Here is a 20215-nt window from a genome sequence, read left to right on the forward strand (position 1 = left end):
CGCCGGACGCCCGATGCCCCCGATGCGCTCAGTGCGCGCCGGCCTTCGGCTTGCGCGGCGCCTTTTCGAACAGACGGTCGTAGAGCCAGCGCGGCAGCACGTGCAGCACCTTCGCAACGACGCCCATCTGCCATGGAATCACGCGGAACGCGTGCTGCCGAGCGATCGCGCGTGCGGCGCGGGCCGCGAAGCGGTCGGCGTCCATCAGGAACGGCATCCGGTACGGGTTGTGCGCGGTCATCGGCGTGCGGATGTAGCCGGGCGCGATCGTCACGACGCCGACGCCGGCCGGGCGCAGCTCGACGCGCAGCGCCTCGAGATACTTGATCGCGGCCGATTTGGACGCGCTGTACGCGCCGGAACCGGGCAGGCCGCGCACGCCGGCGACGCTCGCGACGCCCACCAGCGTGCCGTGGCGCGCGGCCGTCATCGGGCCGACGAACGGCTCGAACGTCGCGACCATCCCGTAGTAATTGATGTCCATGACGTTGCGGAACGTGGCGAGATCGCCTTGTCCGGTGACGGCGCCCTGGCTGATGCCCGCGTTCGCGATCACGACGTCGGGGCAGCCGTGCGCGGCGATGAACGACGCGGCGGCCGTGGCGAGCGCATCGGCGTCGCGCACGTCGGCGGAATAGACGGAGACGGACAGCTTGGGAAAGCGTCGCGCGAACGCGTCGAGGGCATCGGTGCGGCGCGCGACGAGTGCGAGCGTGGCGCCCTGGCGGGCGTATTCCTCGGCCATCGCGAGGCCGAGGCCGCTCGACGCGCCGGTGATGAAGACCTTCAGCGGAGTAGTCATGCCGGCGCGCGGGCGGGGATCAGAGTTTCTTGTCCTGAACCTGCTTCACGAGATAATCGAGCACCTGCGCGGTACCCGGGATGCTGTTCGTGTAAGCCGGGCCCGTCTTGTACTTGCCCTGGACGATGACCGTCGGCACGCCGTCGATCGCGTAGTTCTTCAGCAGCTCGGCCGACTGCTTCACCTGGCCCTGCACGCTGAACGAGTTGTACGCGTCCATGAACTGCTTCTTGTCGACGCCTTGCGTCGCCAGGAAGTCGGCTTGCGCCTGCGGCGTGAGCAGGTAGTTCTTCTGCTTGTGGATCGCGTTGAAGATCGCCGGCGTGACCTTCTCCGAGATGCCGAGCGCCGACACCGCGTAGAACAGCTTCGAGTGCGGGACGAAATCGTCGCGGAAGGCGACCGGCACGCGCTTGAAGTCGATGTTGTTGCCCTGCTTCTTCACCCAGGCCTCGATCGTCGGCTCGAATTCGTAGCAGTGCGGGCAGCCGTACCAGAAGAACTCGATGACCTCGACCTTGCCGGCCGGCGCGGACACCGGCTGCGGCGACTTCATCACCTCGAAGTCCTTGCCGGACACCGGTGCGGCAGGCGTTGCCTGGGCGAAGCCTGCAGCGGCGAGGCCCAGGGACAGAAGAAGCGTGCTAAGCAGTTTTTTCATGTTGTAGACGTCGAATCAGTTGCTCGGGTTACGAAACGTAACGGGTTCTGCGTGGGCGCGGCCGGTTGCTTACTGCTTCGTGAAACGGATCACCGCCGTGTCGACACCTGCATCGGACAGGCGCTGACGGGCCGAGTTCATATCCTCGAATTTCGAGAACGGGCCGACGCGCACGCGGAAATAGGTCACGCCGCTGACATCGCGCTTCGACACCTTCGACTCGAAGCCCTGGAAGCCCAGGCGCGCGCGTTGCTGCTCGGCGTCGCCTTCCGTCTTGTACGCGCCGACCTGCAGGAAGTAGCCGGTGTTCGCGTCGTTCGCGGTCGGCGGCTTCGCTGCCGCGGCGGCCGTGGCCGACGAGGTCGGCTTCGGCGTGTTCGCGGCCAGTTGCTGTTGCTGCTGCTTTTGCGCGGCGGCTTGCTGCGCCTGCTTCTGCGCGGCGAAGCGCGCGAGATCGTCCTCGCCGCCTTGCTGCTGTTGTGGGTGTTGCTGCGCCTGCTGCGTCTTCTTCGGCGGCGGCGTGTTGTCGGCCGGCTTCGGCGCGACGGCGACGCCGTTGCCCGAAGACGCATTGTTCGACGCGGTGGTGTTGCTCGAGCCGGTCGTGCCGTTCGTGTCGCCCGACGGCGGCACTTCGACGATCTGCGGCTCGGGCAGCAGGCCGCCCTGGGTCTGGTTCGCGGCCTGGCCGGGTGCGGTATTGGGCGGCGCGGACTGCGCGGCCTGCGGCACCGGCTGGCCGGGCGTCTTGCCCTGCAGCGCGCGGTTCGGGTCGAACTGCTGCGGCTGGCTCGCGCCGTTGTCGGCGGGCGGCGGCGCGACCTTCGACACGAACGGCGACGGCGAACGCGTGATGTAGAGCGCCACCACCACCGCGATCGCGAGGCCGACGATCAGGCCCAGCACGATTCCAAGAAATGTCCCTCCGGCTTGTTTCGATTGCTTCGAAGTTCGGCGTGGTTGTGCCATTGCTTGAGTCACCTGCAAAAAGAATCGTGAAAAGGTCGCGGCGGGCGCTGCCGCGGCCATTCGCTGCCCGGTTCGGGCCGCTTGCATCGTTACATCTTGGCGGGCGCAGACACGCCGAGTACCGCCAGACCATTCTCGAGCACCTGCCGGGTCGCGGCGAGGAGCGCGGCGCGCGCGTTGCGCGGCGCTTCGTCGTCGACCAGCACGCGCTCCGCATTGTAGAACGAGTGGAATTCACCAGCGAGATCGCGCAGGTAGAACGCGACCGCGTGCGGCGCCAGTTCGTTCGCCGCGTGCGTGAGCATGTCCGGATACTCGGCGAGCTTCTGCATCAGCGACACGGCCTGCGGGCTCGTGAGCTGCGACAGGTCGGCGCCCGGCAGTTGCGCCGCCTCGACGTTGTAGCGCGACTTCAGTTCGTTGAGCACCGAGCAGATCCGCGCATGCGCGTACTGGACGTAATAGACCGGGTTCTCGTCGTTCTGTTTCAGCGCGAGGTCGATGTCGAACACGAATTCGGTGTCGGCCTTGCGGGAGATCAGGAAGAAACGGACCGCGTCGCGACCGCGCGTGATGGTCGCCTCGTCGATCAGGTCGGGTGCCGCTTCCTGGCCCGGCGCCGCGCCGCCTGACCATTCGATCAGGTCACGGACCGTCACGTAGCTGCCCGCGCGCTTCGACAGCTTCACTTCCTGGCCGTCGCGCATCACGGTGACCATCTTGTGCAGCACGTAGTCGGGGTAGCCCTTCGGGATGCCGACGTGCAGGCCTTGCAGGCCCGCGCGCACGCGCGCGATCGTGCCGTGGTGGTCCGAGCCCTGGATGTTGATCACCTTCGTGAAGCCGCGCTCCCATTTCGTCACGTGGTACGCGACGTCCGGCACGAAGTACGTGTACGTGCCGTCCGACTTGCGCATCACGCGGTCCTTGTCGTCGCCTTCGTCGGTCGTGCGCAGCCACAGCGCGCCGTCCTGCTCGTAGGTCATGCCGGCCTTGACCAGCGCGTCGACCGTCTTCTCGACCCGGCCTTCGCTGTACAGCGACGACTCGAGGTAGTACTGGTCGAATTTCACGCCGAACGCCTGCAGGTCCATGTCCTGCTCGTGACGCAGGTACGCGACCGCGAACTTGCGGATCGCGTCGAGATCGTCGATGTCGCCGGCGCCGGTGACCGGCTCGCCGTCCTTCGCGGCCACCGTCTCGCGGTTCAGGTAGTCGCGTGCGATGTCGGCGATGTATTCGCCGTTGTACGCGGCTTCCGGCCAGCCCGCGTCGCCCGGCTTCAGGCCGCGCGCGCGCGCCTGCGTCGAGATCGCGAGGTTGCCGATCTGCACGCCGGCGTCGTTGTAGTAGAACTCGCGGTGTACCGCGTAGCCCTGGCTCGCGATCACGTTCGCGAGCACGTCGCCGAGCGCTGCCTGGCGGCCGTGGCCGACGTGCAGCGGGCCGGTCGGGTTGGCCGACACGAACTCGAGCAGCACCTGCTTGCCCTTTTCGCGATCCGACGTGCCGAACGCGCGGCCCTGGTCGAACACGGCGGCGATCACCGCCTGTTTCGCGGCGGCCGTCAGGCGCAGGTTGATGAAGCCGGGGCCGGCGATTTCGGCTGCGTCGACGAGCCCTTGCGCGGCCGGCTGGGCCGTGAGGGCGGCGACGATCTTCTCGGCGAGCTGGCGCGGGTTCGTGCCGAGCGGCTTGGCGAGCTGCATGGCGACGTTGCACGCGACGTCGCCGTGCGCGGCGACCTTCGGGCGCTCCAGCGTGATGGCCGGGGTGACGAATGCCGCGTCGGCGCCTTTCAGCGCGTGTGCGACCTGCGTGACGCTATCCGCGAGCAGGGCTTCGAGGGTCTGTTTGTGTGCTGGCAGCATGCTGGTAGAAGGCTTCGTTGGTGGCGGCCGGAAACGCCGGCCGGCCGGCGCGCTTTTTAAGCGCGCGTTTCAGGGATCGCAGAATTTTAACAGGTGCTAATATGCCGCTCAGGCGCCCCGCGTCCGCGAGGCCGGACGCCGGTCTGCCGGCGTCCCCCCAACTGCGCCGCGCAGGCACAACAAGATGAAAAGGGAATTGTCATGATTACGTTCAAGAGCAAGGCGGCACAGGATCTCGACGTGCTGAAGGATTTCGCCGTGTACGTGCTGGGCCTCGTCGGCAAGCAGCTGGGCGAACGCGGTGTCATTACGCACGACGAACTGGACCACGCGATTGCGAAGCTGGAAGGCGCGGTCGCGCAGGCGAAGCAAGAGCGCGCCGAGCACGCCGGCCATTTCCACGAGGACGAAGACGACCACGCGCACCACGAAGTGCCGCCGAGCCTGGCGCAGCGCGTGGCACCGTTCCTCACGATGCTGCGCGAAGCGAAGGCCGGCCAGGCCGACGTGCACTGGGGCTTCTGAGCTTCGTTGCCCGGCGACGCCGACCGCAAGATGGGTCCGGCAAGAAAAAGCCCGCTCGATGCGGGCTTTTTATTTGTCTGATCAAAATGCGGCGAGGCCGCCCCGGTCGCGCATCGATCAGAGCTGCGGCGCGAGCGCCCGGCGCGCATCGTCGAGCGACAGCGCCATGCGTCGCGCGTAGTCCTCGAGCTGATCCTGACCGATTTTCCCGACCGAGAAATACGTGCTGTCGGGATGCGCGAGGTAGAAACCCGACACGCTGGCCGCCGGCAGCATCGCCAGCGAATCGGTCACGCTCATGCCGATCTCGTTCGCCTGCAGCGCGTCGAACATGTCGCGCTTCACGAGGTGGTCGGGGCAGGCCGGGTAGCCGGGCGCCGGGCGGATGCCCGCGTACTTTTCGGCGATCAGCGCATCGTTGTCGAGCGTCTCGCCGCTCGCGTAGCCCCACAGCTCGCGGCGCACGCGCGCGTGCATCGCTTCGGCGAACGCTTCCGCGAAGCGGTCCGCGAGCGCCTTCAGCATGATCGCGCTGTAGTCGTCGTGGTCGGCTTCGAACTGCTTTTCCTTCACGTCGACGCCGAGCCCGGCCGTCACCGCGAACATCCCGATGTAGTCGGCGACACCCGATTCCTTCGGCGCGATGAAGTCGGCGAGCGAGCGGTTCGGGCGCATCACGCCGTCGACCACCGGACGCACGCTCTGCTGGCGCAGGTTGCGCCACGTCATCAGCACTTCCGAGCGCGAGTCGTCGGTGTAGATCTCGATGTCGTCGTCGTTGACCGTGTTCGCGGGCAGCAGCGAGATCACGCCGTTCGCGGTCAGCCAGCGGCCCTGGATCAGGCGCGCGAGCATCGACTTCGCGTCGGAGAACACGCGCCGCGCCGATTCGCCCACGATCTCGTCGTTCAGGATCGCCGGGTACGGGCCCGCGAGATCCCAGGTCTGGAAGAACGGGCCCCAGTCGATGTAGTTCGCGAGCTCGTTCAGGTCGTAGTTCTTGAACACGCGCCGGCCGATGAATTTCGGCTTCACGGGCTGGTAGCCTGCCCAGTCGACCTTCGTCTTGTTCGCGCGCGCCTCGGCGAGCGTGACCATCGGCTGCGCCTTGCGGTTCGCGTGCTGGTCGCGGATCCGTTCGTAATCGGATTTCAGCTCGTCGAGGTACTTCGCCGCGCCTTCGTCCGACAGCAGATTCGACGCGACCGACACCGAGCGCGAGGCGTCCGGTACGTAGACGACCGGGCCTTCGTAGTGCGGCGCGATCTTCACGGCCGTGTGCACGCGCGAGGTCGTCGCGCCGCCGATCAAGAGCGGAATCTTCTTCACGCGGAAGTAGTCGTCGCGCTGCATTTCGGACGCGACGTACGCCATTTCCTCGAGGCTCGGCGTGATGAGGCCCGACAGCCCGATGATGTCCGCGCCCTCGACCTTCGCCTTCGCGAGGATCTCGTTGCACGGGACCATCACGCCCATGTTGACCACTTCGAAGTTGTTGCACTGGAGCACGACCGACACGATGTTCTTGCCGATGTCGTGCACATCGCCCTTCACGGTCGCGATGACGATCTTGCCCTTCGCGCGCACGTCGCCGCCCGCTTCCGCGAGCAGGCGCTTTTCTTCCTCGATGAACGGGATCAGGTGCGCGACGGCCTGCTTCATCACGCGCGCCGACTTCACGACCTGCGGCAGGAACATCTTGCCCTGGCCGAACAGGTCGCCGACGATGTTCATCCCGTCCATCAGCGGGCCTTCGATCACGTTGATCGGGCGACCGCCGGCCGCGTCGATCTTCGCGCGCACTTCCTCGGTATCCTCGACGATGAAGGTCGTGATGCCGTGCACGAGCGCATGCGAGAGCCGTTTCTCGACCGGCTGGTTGCGCCACTCGAGGTTCTCTTCCTTCTTCGCGCCGCCGGTCTTGAACTTGTCGGCGATCTCGAGCAGGCGATCGGTGGAATCCGCGCGGCGGTTCAGGATCACGTCCTCGACGCGCTCGCGCAGCTCCGGGTCGAGATCGGCGTACACGCCGAGCTGGCCCGCGTTCACGATGCCCATGTCCATGCCCGCCTGGATCGCGTGGTACAGGAACACGGTGTGGATCGCCTCGCGCACCGGGTCGTTGCCGCGGAACGAGAACGACACGTTCGACACGCCGCCGCTCACCTTCGCGTACGGCAGGTTCTGCTTGATCCAGCGGGTCGCCTCGATGAAGTCGACCGCGTAGTTGTTGTGCTCCTCGATGCCGGTCGCGACCGCGAAGATGTTCGGGTCGAAGATGATGTCTTCCGGCGGGAAGCCGACTTCGTTCACGAGGAAGTCGTACGAGCGCTTGCAGATCTCGGTCTTGCGTTCGAACGTATCGGCCTGGCCCTTCTCGTCGAACGCCATCACGACCGCGGCCGCGCCGTAGCGGCGGATCAGGTTCGCGTGGTGACGGAACGCTTCCTCGCCTTCCTTCAGCGAGATCGAGTTCACGATCGCCTTGCCCTGCACGCACTTGAGGCCCGCTTCGATGACTTCCCACTTCGACGAGTCGATCATGATCGGCACGCGCGCGATGTCCGGCTCGGATGCGATCAGGTTCAGGAAGCGCACCATCGCCGCCTTCGAATCGAGCATCGCCTCGTCCATGTTGATGTCGATCACCTGCGCGCCGTTCTCGACCTGCTGGCGCGCGACGGCGAGCGCCTCGTCGAACTGGCCGTTGAGGATCATCCGCGCGAATGCCTTCGAGCCGGTGACGTTGGTGCGTTCACCGACGTTGATGAAGAGTGTCCCGGACGTGACGTTGAACGGCTCGAGGCCGGCAAGGCGCATCATGTGATCGGTCATGGCGGTGCGAATTCGTGTGATGTAGGGCGGGCGTTGGGGCGGTCGGTCAGGCGGCGTCGCTGTACTGGCTCGGCCAGCGGCGCGGTTTCACGTCGGCGAGCGCCTTCGCGATCTCGGCGATGTGCTCGGGCGTCGTGCCGCAGCAGCCGCCCGCGAGGTTCACGAGCCCGGCCTGCGCGAATTCCTTCAGGAGGCCCGACGTCACGTCCGGCGTTTCGTCGAAGCCGGTGTCGCTCATCGGGTTCGGCAGGCCCGCGTTCGGGTAGCACGACACGTAGGTGTCGCACAGCTTCGCGAGCTCGGCGATGTACGGGCGCATCAGCGCCGCGCCGAGCGCGCAGTTCAGGCCGAACGTGAGCGGCTTCGCGTGACGCAGCGAATTCCAGAATGCCTCGACCGTCTGGCCCGACAGGATGCGGCCCGACGCGTCGGTCACGGTGCCCGAGATCATGATCGGCAGGCGCTCGCCGGTGTTCTCGAACAGTTCGTCGAGCGCGAAGAGCGCGGCCTTTGCGTTCAGCGTGTCGAAGATCGTCTCGACGAGGAACAGGTCGACGCCGCCGTCGAGCAGCGCCTTCGCCTGCTGGTAATACGCGTCGCGCAGCTCGTCGAACGTGACGTTGCGCGCGCCCGGGTCGTTGACGTCCGGCGAGATGCTCGCCGTCTTCGGCGTCGGCCCGATCGCGCCGGCAACGAAGCGCGGCTTGTCGGGCGTGGCGTAGCGGGCGGCGGATTCGCGCGCGAGCCGCGCCGATTCGACATTCATCTCGACGACGAGGTCTTCCATCCCGTAGTCGGCCTGCGCGACCGTCGTCGCGCCGAACGTGTTGGTTTCGACGATGTCCGCGCCGGCCGCGAAATACTGGTCGTGGATCTCGCTGATGATCTGCGGCTGCGTGAGCGACAGCAGTTCGTTGTTGCCCTTGATGTCGCGCGGGAAATCCTTGAAACGCTCGCCGCGATACGCGGCCTCGTCGAGCTTGTAGCGCTGGATCATCGTGCCCATTGCGCCGTCGAGGATCAGGATGCGCGATTTCAGCAGCGCGGGCAGGTCGGCGCCGCGCGTGTAGGGCGCGTCGAGCGGGGCGGAAGCGGCGAGAGGGGTCGCGGACATGGCGGAAGAGCGGCGAAGACGGGAAAACCGTCATTGTAGCCGGTGCGCCAGGGCGCCGCCCGGCCCGCCCCAAATGAAAACCCCCGCCCGGCGAACCGGACGGGGGCTTGGATCGGAGTGCTCGCGGCGCCGCCCGAAAGCGGCGAATGGCCCGGCGATGCGCCGGGCCGCGGGTCGTCAGTGCAGGACGACGGGCATCATCATCAGACTGTCGAACTGTCCGAGGAATTCGTCCACTTCGTCGAGCGACGGTTCATCCTCGATCAGTTGCTTCACGTGTGCGCGGAATCGCTCGGCGAGCTCGCCGTCGATGAAGATCTCGCGCTGCGCGTTCTTGTCGACGATTTCGTATCCGCCGGCATTCATCAGATGGTGGCCGGCCTGCGGCGCAAATTCGACGACGCAGTAGTTGGGGCTGTTGTAGATCATTTGCATGGCGGCACTCCTCTTCGCAGTGGCATCTGGCCTTGTTGTCCCGTAGGTGGGGTAGACCTTGCCGGTTTCAAGGGGCTTGCGCTGCACACCCCGTTCTCCCGTTTGCGTGGGGTGTATCGGGTTAGAAGTCGATATCTATCAAACGTTTCTTATTGTGATCCGGAATACCGAAATAGTTGTTAAAGAGTGTCATCGGCCATTTTGGCGAGAGCTTTAATCGGTCGAAATTGCCGATTGGTCGATCGTTACGGCGCGGGCTGCGACGCTGCCGGCGGCGCAGCCGCTGGCGCGGGCGCCTGCTCCGCGGGCGGCGCTGCGGGCTGTGCCGGCTCCATGGCCGGTGCGGCGGAGGCCGGCATGCTGGCGGGCGCGTTCGTTGCGTCTTCGTTCGGTGCGCCTCGCGTCGCGCCATCGGCGGGCGCACCGGGCGGGGCGAGCCGGCCGTGCCACAGCAGCTCGATCTGCGAGCCGTTCGGCTCCGATTGTACGAGCCGCGCGGGCAGCCAGTCGAGCGACGGCGCGAGCCACATGTCGATGCGGCGCGTGTCGCCGTCGCGGCGCGGCAGCCGCATGAAGTGGCGTGCGCGGACGATGCCGGCCTGCGTCTGCACGTCCTCGTCGCCGATCACCGTGATCGGCCAGGTCTCGCCGTTGTTGTTGTCGATCACGAAGAACTGCTGCGTGACACCCGGCTGGTAGGCGGACGGATTGCCGCGCACGAGCCCCGACAGCTGCATCAGCATGCTGAAGCGATCCTGCACGCCGTCTGGCAGCGGCGCGTTGTTCGGCGTGCGCGTGAAGACCACCTGGCGGATTTCGCGGTTGAAGATCGCGATGTCCTCGGGCCGCTTGCCGCGTTTCTCGACATAGCGGTCGGGCGCGACGCCGAATGCGTCGATGCGGCCTTCGCTGCGGTAGGTGAACGGGCCGACGAACGGCACGGGCATGGACACCGACAGGTCGTAGGTGCGGCCGTCGGTGCGCCAGTGGATCGTGCCGATCATGTTCTGCATCCCGTTGTAGAACGTGTCGTACTGCAGGTCGCCGGGCGGCGGCGCCGCGAATTTCACGCCGCTCGTCGCGGGGCCCGGCGTCGCGGCAGTGCCGGCATCGCCGGCCGATGCCGGGTGCGTGCCGGATGCGCCTGCCGCGCCGCTCGCGGCTGAGGCGGCTGAGGCGGCTGAGGCGGCGGCCGGCGGCTCGCCTTGCTCGGCCGTCTGCGTCGACGTGAGGACCGGCTCGGGCGACGGTGCAGGCTTCGGTGCGAGCTTCGGTGCTGATTTCGGTGCGGCGGGGGCCGGCTTCGCCTGCGCTGGCTCGGCCGGTCGTTCTGCCGGCTTCGGCGCGGGCTGGCGCTCGATCGGCCGCGGCTTGAGCAGCTCGATCTGCACCGGTATCTCGGCGGGCGCGGGCGGCGTGAACGCGTCGCGGCTGCGCGCCAGCCACACCGCCGCGAGCGCGTGCAGCACCAGCACGACGACGAGCGCGACGCCCACGCGCAGCCAGTGGCGGGGCAGGGCGTGACGAGGACGGGTGTCGGCAGGCGGCATCGGCGAAACGGAACAGGGTTGGGGCGGTCGCGGCGCGCATCGCGCGTCACAGCCATCGGACCGCCGGGTGCGCCGCGCGTTCGCGGGACATCGCGCGGGTGTCACACGCCCCGCGTGTCAGGCGTCGCGCGCGTCCGGACTATAGCCGAGTTCGTAAGACAGTTTCTGCGCGCATGCACGCAGCGCGGTGTCCATCTCGCCGCCCCACGCGATGTCGAACATGCCTTCCTGGCCGAGCGCGACGATAGCGAGCGCGAGTTCGCCGACCGCGTCGAACACCGGCATGCAGAATGCATGGATCGTTGGCAGCAGCATCCCTTCGACGCGTGCTGCCTGATGCGCGCGCACGTCGGCGAGCACCGCCTCGACCTCGTCGAGCGTGCGCGGGCCGCCGTGATGCGGCGAGCGGCGCGTGTCGGCGAGCTCGCGTTCGAGCATCGCCGCGGTCTTGCTGCGCGGCAGGTACGCGGCGAACAGCAGGCCCGTCGCGGAGCCGAGCAGCGGCATCACGTCGCCGAGCTTCAGCGACGCCTTCGCGGGATGGCTCGATTCCATCCAGTGCACGATCGTCGGCCCCTGGTTGCCCCACACCGCGATGCCGACCGTCTGGTCGACGCGGTCGCGCAACTCGGTCAGCGCGATCCGCGCGAGCTTCACGCCGTCGACGCGCGCGAGCCGCGCGAGCCCCATCTGCAGCGCGAAGCCGCCGAGTTCGTAGCGGCCCGACACGGGATCCTGCGACACGACGCCGAGCCGCGAGAAGCTGACCAGATAGCGGTGCGCCTTCGCCGGGCTCATGCCCGCGCGCTGCGCGAGATCGCGCAGCATCATCGCGCGCGGCTCGCTCGTCAGCACGTCGAGCAGGCGGAAGCCGACCTCGATCGACTGGATGCCGGAGCGGACCTTCTCGCCGCCTTCGCCATGCTCGCCGGAGCCGGTGTCGTCGGTGTCGGAATCGGCGAGATCGTCGTCGGGAAGCGGGCTGGCGGGCATGGGCAACGGGGCGCGGCAAGGCGGCAAGGGTCGGGACGAAAACGGCGTGAACGATGGTGGCGCGCCGCGCGGATTCACCATCGTAAAATAGATTCCCTCCATCGTCACTACAACGGCAGATACCCCATGAAACTTGCATCGCTGAAGGACGGCACGCGCGACGGCCAGCTGATCGTCGTGTCGCGCGACCTGCACACCGCGGCGATCGCCGATGCGATCGCACCGACGCTGCAGCGCGTCCTCGACGACTGGGCGTTCTACGCGCCGCAGCTGCGCGACCTGTACGACGCGCTGAACCACGGCCGTGCGCGCAACGCGTTCGCGTTCGACCCGGCGAACTGCATGGCGCCGCTGCCGCGCGCGTTCCAGTGGGCCGACGGCTCCGCGTACGTGAACCACGTCGAGCTCGTGCGCCGCGCGCGCGGCGCCGAGATGCCGCCGGAGTTCTGGACCGATCCGTTGATGTACCAGGGCGGCAGCGACGATTTCCTCGGCGCGCGCGACGACATCGTGTGCCCGTCCGAGGCGTGGGGCATCGACTTCGAGGCCGAGGTCGCGGTGATCACCGGCGACGTGCCGATGAGCGCATCGCCCGACGACGCGCTGAAGGCCGTGCGGCTGGTCACGCTCGTGAACGACGTGTCGCTGCGCAACCTGATTCCGGCCGAACTCGCGAAGGGCTTCGGTTTCTTTCAGAGCAAGCCGGCCACCGCATTCGCACCGGTCGCTGTGACGCCCGACGAACTCGGCGACGAATGGCGCGAAGGCCGCGTGCACCGGCCGATGATCGTTCACTGGAACGGCAGGAAGGTCGGCCAGCCCGACGCGGGCACCGACATGGTGTTCCACTTCGGCCAGCTGATCGCGCATGCGGCGAAGACGCGCAACCTGCGTGCCGGCTCGATCGTCGGCTCGGGCACGGTGTCGAACAAGGACGCGAAGCGTGGCTACTGCTGCATCGCCGAGAAGCGCTGCCTCGAGACGATCGAGCACGGCGCGCCGCAGACCGAATTCATGCGCTACGGCGACACCGTGCGCATCGAAATGTTCGACGCGGCCGGCAAGTCGATCTTCGGTGCGATCGAGCAGGCGGTCGCCCCGCCCGACGGCGCGGCCTGACGTCCGCGCGAAACCCGGTCCCGGCCCGCGCGCCGGGTTTCGCCTGATGTTTGCCCGCGCGGGCTTGGCTACACTCGATTCAGGCGTTTCAAGCATTTCACGAACCCGGGAGCTGCGCATGGCCGATCTCGCCGCATACGGCGATTACGAAGCATTGAAGGTGACGCGCCGCGATCATGGCGTGCTCGACATCGTGATGAGCGGCGAGGGCGCCAACCGCAGCGGCCTCGCGACCGCGAACGAGCGCATGCATCGCGAGCTCGCCGACATCTGGCGCGACGTCGACCGCGATCCCGACACGCGCGTCGCGGTGATCCGCGGCGAGGGCAAGGGTTTTTCGGCGGGCGGCGATCTCGCGCTCGTCGAGGCGATGGCGAACGACTTCGACGTGCGCGCCCGCGTGTGGCGCGAGGCGCGCGACCTCGTCTACAACGTGATCAACTGCAGCAAGCCGATCGTGTCCGCGATGCACGGCCCGGCCGTCGGCGCGGGGCTCGTCGCCGGGCTGCTCGCCGACATCTCGATCGCCGCGAAGGATGCGCGCATCATCGACGGCCATACGCGGCTCGGCGTCGCGGCCGGCGATCACGCGGCGATCGTGTGGCCGCTGTTGTGCGGGATGGCGAAGGCGAAGTACTACCTGCTGCTGTGCGAACCGGTGAACGGCGAGGAGGCCGAGCGGATCGGCCTCGTGTCGCTCGCGGTCGAGCCGGCGGACCTGCTGCCGAAGGCGTACGAGGTCGCGGAGCGGCTCGCGCACGGATCCCAGTCGGCGATCCGCTGGACCAAGTACGCGCTGAACAACTGGCTGCGCAGCGCCGGGCCGACCTTCGATACGTCGCTCGCGCTCGAATTCATGGGCTTTTCGGGGCCCGACGTTCAGGAGGGCATCCGCTCGCTGCGCGAGCGGCGCCCGCCAGACTTCCCCGGCGACGCACCGTTCTGACGCGCGTTATGATCGGACCAAGGGCGGCCGCACGACTCGTGCCGACCGCATCGCCCACCCAGCCAACCAGGATGCCCGTATGACGACCGATGCCCCCGGCTCCAATCCTTTTGCCGGCTTTGCCGGTTTCAAGCCTGCCGACATGCTCGACCGGATGTGGGACATGATGCGGATGTCGCCGTTCGGCGGGATGGCGTCGTTTCCCGGCGCCGCGTCGGGGCTGCCGCCGTCGCTGTCGAGCATGTCCGACATGATGGCGCCGCTCACGAGCGTCGAGGAGCTCGACAAGCGAATCACCGATCTGCGCGCGGTCGAGCAGTGGCTCAAGCTCAATCTCGGCATGCTGCAGTCCGCGATCCAGGCGCTCGAGGTGCAGCGCGCGACGCTCGCGACGCTGCGTGCGTTCGGCGCGTTCGCGCAAAGCTCGATGTCGGCGGCCGAGGAAGCGGCGGTCGCGGCCGCGCAAGCGGCGTCCGCGCCGCGCGCCGATGCGCCGCAAGCGCCGGATGCCGCTGGCGCGGCTGACGCACCGCCGGCAGGCGACGCCGCGCAGCAGGCGTTCGATCCGGCCGGCTGGTGGAACCTGCTGCAGGCGCAGTTCAACCAGCTCGCGAGCCTCGCAATGACGCAGCCGGGCGCGCAGCCCGCGGAGCCGGGCGCCGCGCCGTCCGGGCAGACCGCATCGACGGCGCGGGCGGAGCAGCCCGCACCGGCCGCGGCCGCGGCCGCCGCGCCGCGCAAGCCGGCCGCGAAGCGTGCGAAGCCGGCAGGATCGGCCGCGGCGCGCGCGGCGGCCGCCTCGTCGCCCGAAACGCGTCCGCCGAAGCGCTCGACGTGACGCGAACCGGATAGCAGGTCGATCATGCGGCTCGCGCTCGTGCTGATGGGGGGCGGCGCACGTGCCGCCTACCAGGTCGGCGTGCTGAAGGCGCTGGCCGAGATTGCGCGCGAGGCCGATCCGAACCGGCACACGGTACCGTTCACGGTTGTCTGCGGCTCATCGGCCGGCGCGATCAATGCGACGTCGATCGCGAGCCACGCGGACGACTTTTCGCACGGCGTGCGGCGTCTGCTCGAATTCTGGGAGCCGCTGCGCGCGGACTACGTGTATCGCACCGACTGGCTCGGCATCGCGGCGGCGGGCGCACGCTGGCTCGCGACGATGTCATTCGGCTGGGCGGCGCGCCGCTCGCCGCGCGGGCTGCTCGATAACGCTCCGCTCGCGCACCTGCTGCAGCGCGAGCTGAGCTTTCACCGGATCGAGCAGATGCTCGAGAGCAGGCTGCTGCACGCGCTCTCGGTGACGGCGCTCAGCTATTCGAGCGGCCGGCACCTGACGTTCTACCAGGCCGCCGAACCGATCCAGGCATGGCGGCGCGCGCAGCGCACCGCGCGGCTCGTCGATCTGTCGGCATCGCACCTGCTCGCGTCGTCGGCCATTCCGTTCGTGTTTCCGGCCGTGCCGCTCGTGCTCGACGGCCAGATCGAATATTTCGGTGACGGCTCGATCCGGCAGGTCGCGCCGCTGTCGCCGGCGATCCACTTCGGCGCGCACCGGATCGTCGTCGTCGGCGCGGCCGATCCGCGACCGGAGATTCCGGCCGCGAACGGCTCGGGACGGGTGCGCGGCTACCCGACGCTCGCGCAGATCGGCCAGCAGGTGCTCGCGAGCGTGTTTCTCGACTCGATCGGCTCGGACATCGAGCGGATCGAGCACATCAACCGGATGATCGAGCACCTGCCGCACCAGGTCGAAGTGGACAGCGGCTGGCGGCACGTCGACGTGCTCGCGATCGCGCCGTCCGAGCGCATCGAGCTGATCGCCGCGAAACACCTGAAGCAGATGCCGGCGACGATGCGCGGGCTGCTCGGCGCAATCGGCGGCAGCCAGCCGGCCGGTGCGTCGTTCGCGAGCTACCTGCTGTTCGAGGAAGCCTTCACGCGCGAGCTGATCGAGCTCGGCTATCGCGACGGGCGCGCGCAGCGCGACACGCTGGCGAACTGGATCGCGGGAGCCGACGGCGGCAGCGCGCCGGCATCCGGCATGCCGCCGGAGAGCGGTCGCGCGATCGGCGAAATACGGGTCTGACGCGAGCAGAGCGGGGCCGAAACGGATGAAACTTACATATCGGTTGCGTTTTCGCGACGCCTGCCCGCGACTGATCGCCGCACCCCAGGTGGCGGCGCGCGACCGGTTCCGCGTCTCGGAACCGTCATGCCCGCGTGCTATCATGGCCGCCGCCGTATACACCATATCGAGCAGCCCGCCGGTCCGGCGGTCGCACGGGACCCGTTCGGGAACCGCGTGGCGCCGGGCGGGCTCGCCACCGAGCCGGCCTGCGCCGGCCCCCACATCAGGCACGCGCGGCCGGTTCCGTTCGAGCGGAGCGGTGTCGCGGCGTGCTTCAAGGCGGCGACGCGGCCGCCCGGCTGCCGGAGGCGGAAACTGCGTCCCGGGGGCTGGATACACGCGTAAAATTACAGTCTTGGCTGCGAAAGGCGCGCTTGCGCGCCGACGCGGCAACAGTCACGTTTAGAGAAGTCGCATTGCGCAGAACAGGGGTGGGACCATCATGAACACCATGCTTTATCCGGAACTTTACAGGTCGCTCGAAGCTGTCCGCTGGGACATGGAGAAGGACATTCCGTGGGACAAGTTCGACGCTTCGCTGCTCACCGACGAGCAGGCGAAGACGATCAAGATGAACGCGATCACCGAATGGTCGGCGCTGCCCGCGACGGAAATGTTCCTGCGCGACAACCAGCACGACAGCGACTTTTCCGCGTTCATGAGCGTGTGGTTCTTCGAGGAGCAGAAGCATTCGCTCGTGCTGATGGAATACCTGCGCCGCTTCCGGCCGGAAATGGTGCCGACCGAAGAGGAACTGCACGCGGTGCGCTTCGAGTTCGATCCGGCGCCGCCGCTCGAGACGCTGATGCTGCATTTCTGCGGCGAGATCCGCCTGAACCACTGGTATCGCTGCGCGGCCGACTGGCACACCGAGCCGGTCATCAAGCACATCTACGAAACGATTTCGCGCGATGAAGCGCGCCATGGCGGCGCCTACCTGCGCTACATGAAGAAGGCGCTGAACAATTGCGGCGACGTCGCGCGCGCGGCGTTCGCGAAGATCGGCGTGCTGATGGCGTCGGCGCGTCGCACCGAGAAACCGCTGCACCCGACCAACCTGCACGTGAACCAGGCGCTGTTCCCGCGCGACACCGTGCAGTCGCGCCTGCCCGATCCGGAATGGCTCGAGCGCTGGCTCGACGAGCAGATCCGCTTCGACGGCGAGTGGGAAAAGAAGGTCGTCGAACGGATCCTGCACAACCTGTCGATCCTGTTCGAGCGCACGTTCGCGACGGCCCAGGAGCTGAACCGCTACCGCAAGGAAGTCACCGGACGCCTGCAGTCCGAAAGTGGCCCGTCGTCGGCCGCGCAACCGGCTTGAGGCTGCGCGGCATCGCAGCCGGCGTGAAGCGCCGCCGGTCGCGATCGCCGCAGTGTAGTCCCGCATGAAGCCCGCCCGGCCATCCGGCGGGCTTTTTATCTGGCGCCGCCGTGTTCCGTCGCGACGTGCACCGCGCGCCGCTCACGCCATCCGAAATTCATCATGTCCGCTACCTTCGAACGCAAGCTGATCACCCGCGACGCCCTGGTTGCCCTGCGCGCTTCGCTGCCTTCGCCCGTCGTGTTCACGAACGGCGTGTTCGACATCCTGCACCGTGGCCACGTCACGTATCTCGCCGATGCGAAGGCGCTCGGCGCATGCCTGATCGTCGGCGTGAACAGCGATGCGTCGGTGCGCATGCTCGGCAAGGGCGACGACCGTCCGATCAACCGCGAGGAAGACCGGATGGCGTTGCTCGCGGCGCTGGAAAGCGTCGACTGGGTCGTGAAATTCGAGGAAAAGACGCCGGTGTCGCTGATCGAGGCCGTCCGTCCGGACATTCTCGTGAAGGGCGGCGACTACGACATGGACGTGCTACCGGAATCGGCCATCGTGCGCAGCTGGGGCGGGCGTGCGCTCGCGATTCCGTTCGAGCACGACCGCTCGACCACCGCGCTGCTGAAGAAGGTGCGCGCGCAGCAGTCCTGATGCGGGTGCCGCGCCGTCAGGGCGCGGAAGCCGCGAGCGGCTCGGCCGTCACGGCCGGCGGGCCGATCGGACCGCCGATCACGGGCTGATCGCTCGCCTGCGCGAGCGGCATCGCATGCAACGCATCGGGCCGAACTTGCCGGGACAGCACGCCCGGTTCGCGCGGGCCTGCCGCCGGCAGCGGCCCGAACACGCCGCGCACGGCGACGAACGCAAGCAGGTTCGCGAGAATGAGAACAGCGATCAGCCAGCGCAGCATCGTCGACACTCCTCGTCGTTGTTCAGTCGTTCAACCGTTCGGTCGGGCCGGCCGCGCGGCACGCGCGGTGGTTGCCGCCGGCGATCGCACGCGTCGGCCGGGGCGCATGCATGTGCGGCCGGCTGTCTGCATGGGCGCCCGTACCGGCGCCCGCTTTCCATCCTCACCGTGACGAAGCCCGCAGCCGGGCCTGCATCAACGCGGCCGGCGCGATGCCGACCGGTTTCCGTCAATTCTGCGCCGCCGCTTCCGCGGCGATCAACGCAAGCCCCGACAGGATCAGCGCGTCGTGCCGCGTATGCGGCAGCGTCAGCGCGCGCGCGACATCGTCCGCCGCGCCGCCTGCCAGCACGAGCCGCACGGGTGCCTGCCACGCATCGGCGAGATCGCGCCATGCGCGCTCGATCAGCCCCGCCTGCGCGTACAGGCAGCCCGCCGACAGCGAGCGCGGCGTATCGACCTGGAACGGCTCGGCCTGCGCGCCCGCGAGCAGCCCGCTCGCGATGTCGGTGGTCAGCGTCGGCAACTGCGCGGTGTGCGTGCCGAGCGCGCGCATCATCAGGGCCCAGCCCGGCGCGATCAGCCCGCCGGCGAAGCGGCCGTCCGCGCGCAGCGCTTCGAGCGTCGTCGCCGTGCCGAACGTCGCGATCAGCAGATGCTCGCCCGGAAACGCCGCCCGTGCACCGATCAGGCCGGCCCAGCGATCGCTGCCAAGCTGCTCGGGCGTCGTATAGCCGTTCGTCACGCCGCATTGCGCGGGCCGCGAGCGGATCGTCGTGCGCGCCAGGCCCGGCCAGCGGGCGTCGAGCAGCGCGTCGAGCCGCGCGGCCACGTCGGCGCCCGCGACGTTCGAGATCCATGCGCCATGCGGACGCGGCAGGGACGACCAGTCGGGATCGGCACCGCCGTCGCGCGTATGGCCGAATGCGCCGGTCTCGACGAGCGTGCGCTGCGCGTCGGCGAGCGCCCACTTGATCCGGCTGTTGCCGGCGTCGATCAGCAGATGCGGTTCGTTCATTGCGCTTCGCGCAGCGATATGTCGCCGGCCGCGATCGCCTTGATGCCGTCGGGCGTGTCGAGCAGCAGTTGGCCGGTCGCGTCGATGCCCGTCGCGATGCCGCGCACGCGTTCGACGCCCTGTTCGAGCAGCACGACTTCGCGTCCCGCGTACGCGTGCAGCGCGTGCCAGCGCGGCAAGAACGGCGCGAGCCCGTCGGTGCCGAACTGCGCGAGTGCGGGCGTGAGCGCGTTCAGCGCCGCGGCGAGCGTATCGGTGAGGTTCGCCGATGCGCATGCGGCCGACAACGCGGCCGGCGGCAGCCCGCTCGCGAGCGACGCTTCGCGCGCACGCAGCGCATCGACCTGCGCGGCGACGGCCTCCGCGCCGCGCACGTTGATACCGAAGCCGATCACGACGGCGGTCGCGTCGGCGGTGGTCCAGACGGTTTCGATCAGGATCCCGGCAAGCTTGCCGACGATGCGCGACGTGCCGTCGTCGGTGGTCGTCAGCAGCAGGTCGTTCGGCCACTTGAGCGCGACGCGCGAGTGGGCGTCGAGCGGCAGCGTGGCGAGCCCTTCCGCGAGCGCGACGCCGATCGCGATGCTGAGGCCGCCGAGCGCATCGACGGGGCGCGGCACGATGCAGCCGACCGAGCACAGCAGTGCGTTGCCAGGCTGCGCGAACCAGGGACGGCCTTGCCGGCCGCGGCCCGCCGTCTGCTCGAACGCGACGCGCACGAGCGGCGCGGGCAGCGCGTTCGCGGTGCGCGGCAGCGCCTTGAGGCGCGTCGCGACGTCGGCGTTGGTCGAGCCGGTGGCGGCGACGATGTCGAGCGGCCACGCGCGCGGCGCGGCGTCCAGGTGCGCCTCGAGCCGGTTGCGCGCGATGTGCGCGTCGCCGGAATCGGGCGTGTCGGAGGAGGTGGGGGCGTTCATGGCGCCTATTGTAGCGACAGGGGGCAGTGCGTGACGGGCGGCGCGCCAGGTCATGCCCGTCGCGCCGCCGCCGCGCGTTCGCGCCCGCGCCGCCGACGCAC

General features: G+C 68.5%; 19 protein-coding genes. 7 read left to right on the forward strand and 12 right to left on the reverse strand.

Features of this window, described 5'->3' with window-relative positions; genetic code table 11:
• Positions 1-28: 28 nt before the first annotated feature.
• The 4 genes from LGM71_RS28375 to argS all read right to left on the reverse strand — a co-directional run bounded on the left by LGM71_RS28375 (position 29) and on the right by argS (position 4303).
• Positions 29-802, reverse strand: coding sequence for an SDR family oxidoreductase (locus LGM71_RS28375; protein WP_044846187.1), 774 nt, complete (start codon positions 800-802; stop codon positions 29-31).
• 19 nt (positions 803-821) lie between these two features.
• Entirely contained in the window at positions 822-1463 is a 642-nt protein-coding gene (locus LGM71_RS28380) for a thiol:disulfide interchange protein DsbA/DsbL (protein WP_059523964.1), read from the reverse strand.
• A 69-nt stretch (positions 1464-1532) separates the two neighbouring features.
• Positions 1533-2432 (reverse strand): SPOR domain-containing protein, encoded by a 900-nt coding sequence (locus tag LGM71_RS28385; protein ID WP_059600016.1) that lies wholly within the window; start codon positions 2430-2432, stop codon positions 1533-1535.
• A gap of 89 nt (positions 2433-2521) precedes the next feature.
• Positions 2522-4303, reverse strand: coding sequence for an arginine--tRNA ligase (gene argS, locus LGM71_RS28390; protein ID WP_124901991.1), 1782 nt, complete (start codon positions 4301-4303; stop codon positions 2522-2524).
• 201 nt (positions 4304-4504) lie between these two features.
• Between argS and LGM71_RS28395 the strand changes: the two genes are divergently transcribed.
• Complete coding sequence (locus LGM71_RS28395) at positions 4505-4828, forward strand: DUF1840 domain-containing protein (RefSeq protein ID WP_044846191.1); 324 nt, start codon at positions 4505-4507, stop codon at positions 4826-4828.
• A gap of 117 nt (positions 4829-4945) precedes the next feature.
• Here LGM71_RS28395 and metH read toward each other — a convergent pair whose 3' ends face one another.
• The 5 genes from metH to LGM71_RS28420 all read right to left on the reverse strand — a co-directional run bounded on the left by metH (position 4946) and on the right by LGM71_RS28420 (position 11755).
• On the reverse strand, positions 4946-7663 hold the full coding sequence (metH, locus tag LGM71_RS28400; protein WP_226117675.1) for a methionine synthase: 2718 nt from the start codon (positions 7661-7663) through the stop codon (positions 4946-4948).
• A 46-nt stretch (positions 7664-7709) separates the two neighbouring features.
• Entirely contained in the window at positions 7710-8777 is a 1068-nt protein-coding gene (locus tag LGM71_RS28405; RefSeq protein WP_059600019.1) for a homocysteine S-methyltransferase family protein, read from the reverse strand.
• Between the two features lie 177 nt (positions 8778-8954).
• Positions 8955-9212, reverse strand: coding sequence for a DUF3567 domain-containing protein (locus tag LGM71_RS28410; RefSeq protein WP_006477667.1), 258 nt, complete (start codon positions 9210-9212; stop codon positions 8955-8957).
• Positions 9213-9457: 245 nt separating this feature from the next.
• Positions 9458-10762, reverse strand: a complete 1305-nt coding sequence (locus tag LGM71_RS28415) for a DUF3108 domain-containing protein (RefSeq protein ID WP_226117676.1) — start codon at positions 10760-10762, stop codon at positions 9458-9460.
• Between the two features lie 117 nt (positions 10763-10879).
• Positions 10880-11755 (reverse strand): IclR family transcriptional regulator, encoded by an 876-nt coding sequence (locus LGM71_RS28420; RefSeq protein ID WP_059523979.1) that lies wholly within the window; start codon positions 11753-11755, stop codon positions 10880-10882.
• 126 nt (positions 11756-11881) lie between these two features.
• Here LGM71_RS28420 and LGM71_RS28425 point away from each other — a divergent pair, with 126 nt between their 5' ends.
• The 6 genes from LGM71_RS28425 (at position 11882) to rfaE2 (ending at position 17920) form a co-directional block, all read left to right on the forward strand.
• A complete protein-coding gene (locus LGM71_RS28425; protein ID WP_059681568.1) occupies positions 11882-12874 on the forward strand; it encodes a fumarylacetoacetate hydrolase family protein in 993 nt (330 codons plus the stop codon).
• 118 nt (positions 12875-12992) lie between these two features.
• Complete coding sequence (locus LGM71_RS28430) at positions 12993-13820, forward strand: enoyl-CoA hydratase/isomerase family protein (protein ID WP_226117678.1); 828 nt, start codon at positions 12993-12995, stop codon at positions 13818-13820.
• Positions 13821-13899: 79 nt separating this feature from the next.
• Positions 13900-14658 (forward strand): PhaM family polyhydroxyalkanoate granule multifunctional regulatory protein, encoded by a 759-nt coding sequence (locus LGM71_RS28435; RefSeq protein ID WP_124901994.1) that lies wholly within the window; start codon positions 13900-13902, stop codon positions 14656-14658.
• 24 nt (positions 14659-14682) lie between these two features.
• A complete protein-coding gene (locus LGM71_RS28440; protein ID WP_124626406.1) occupies positions 14683-15909 on the forward strand; it encodes a patatin-like phospholipase family protein in 1227 nt (408 codons plus the stop codon).
• 484 nt (positions 15910-16393) lie between these two features.
• Positions 16394-17272, forward strand: a complete 879-nt coding sequence (locus LGM71_RS28445; protein WP_059451551.1) for a ferritin — start codon at positions 16394-16396, stop codon at positions 17270-17272.
• A 162-nt stretch (positions 17273-17434) separates the two neighbouring features.
• A complete protein-coding gene (gene rfaE2, locus LGM71_RS28450; RefSeq protein WP_226117680.1) occupies positions 17435-17920 on the forward strand; it encodes a D-glycero-beta-D-manno-heptose 1-phosphate adenylyltransferase in 486 nt (161 codons plus the stop codon).
• A 16-nt stretch (positions 17921-17936) separates the two neighbouring features.
• On the opposite strand, the gene LGM71_RS28455 is transcribed toward rfaE2, so the two are convergent.
• The 3 genes from LGM71_RS28455 to LGM71_RS28465 all read right to left on the reverse strand — a co-directional run bounded on the left by LGM71_RS28455 (position 17937) and on the right by LGM71_RS28465 (position 20114).
• Positions 17937-18179 carry a hypothetical protein gene (locus LGM71_RS28455; protein WP_059600026.1) on the reverse strand — a complete coding sequence of 81 codons (243 nt, stop codon included), beginning with the start codon at positions 18177-18179 and terminating at the stop codon, positions 17937-17939.
• Between the two features lie 229 nt (positions 18180-18408).
• On the reverse strand, positions 18409-19197 hold the full coding sequence (locus LGM71_RS28460) for a type III pantothenate kinase (RefSeq protein ID WP_226117682.1): 789 nt from the start codon (positions 19195-19197) through the stop codon (positions 18409-18411).
• A complete protein-coding gene (locus tag LGM71_RS28465; RefSeq protein WP_175815870.1) occupies positions 19194-20114 on the reverse strand; it encodes a biotin--[acetyl-CoA-carboxylase] ligase in 921 nt (306 codons plus the stop codon). Before LGM71_RS28465 ends, LGM71_RS28460 begins: the two co-directional genes overlap by 4 nt.
• Between the last annotated feature and the right edge of the window lie 101 nt (positions 20115-20215).

The organism is Burkholderia sp. AU33545, assembly GCF_020419685.1.
Classification (GTDB): domain Bacteria; phylum Pseudomonadota; class Gammaproteobacteria; order Burkholderiales; family Burkholderiaceae; genus Burkholderia; species Burkholderia diffusa.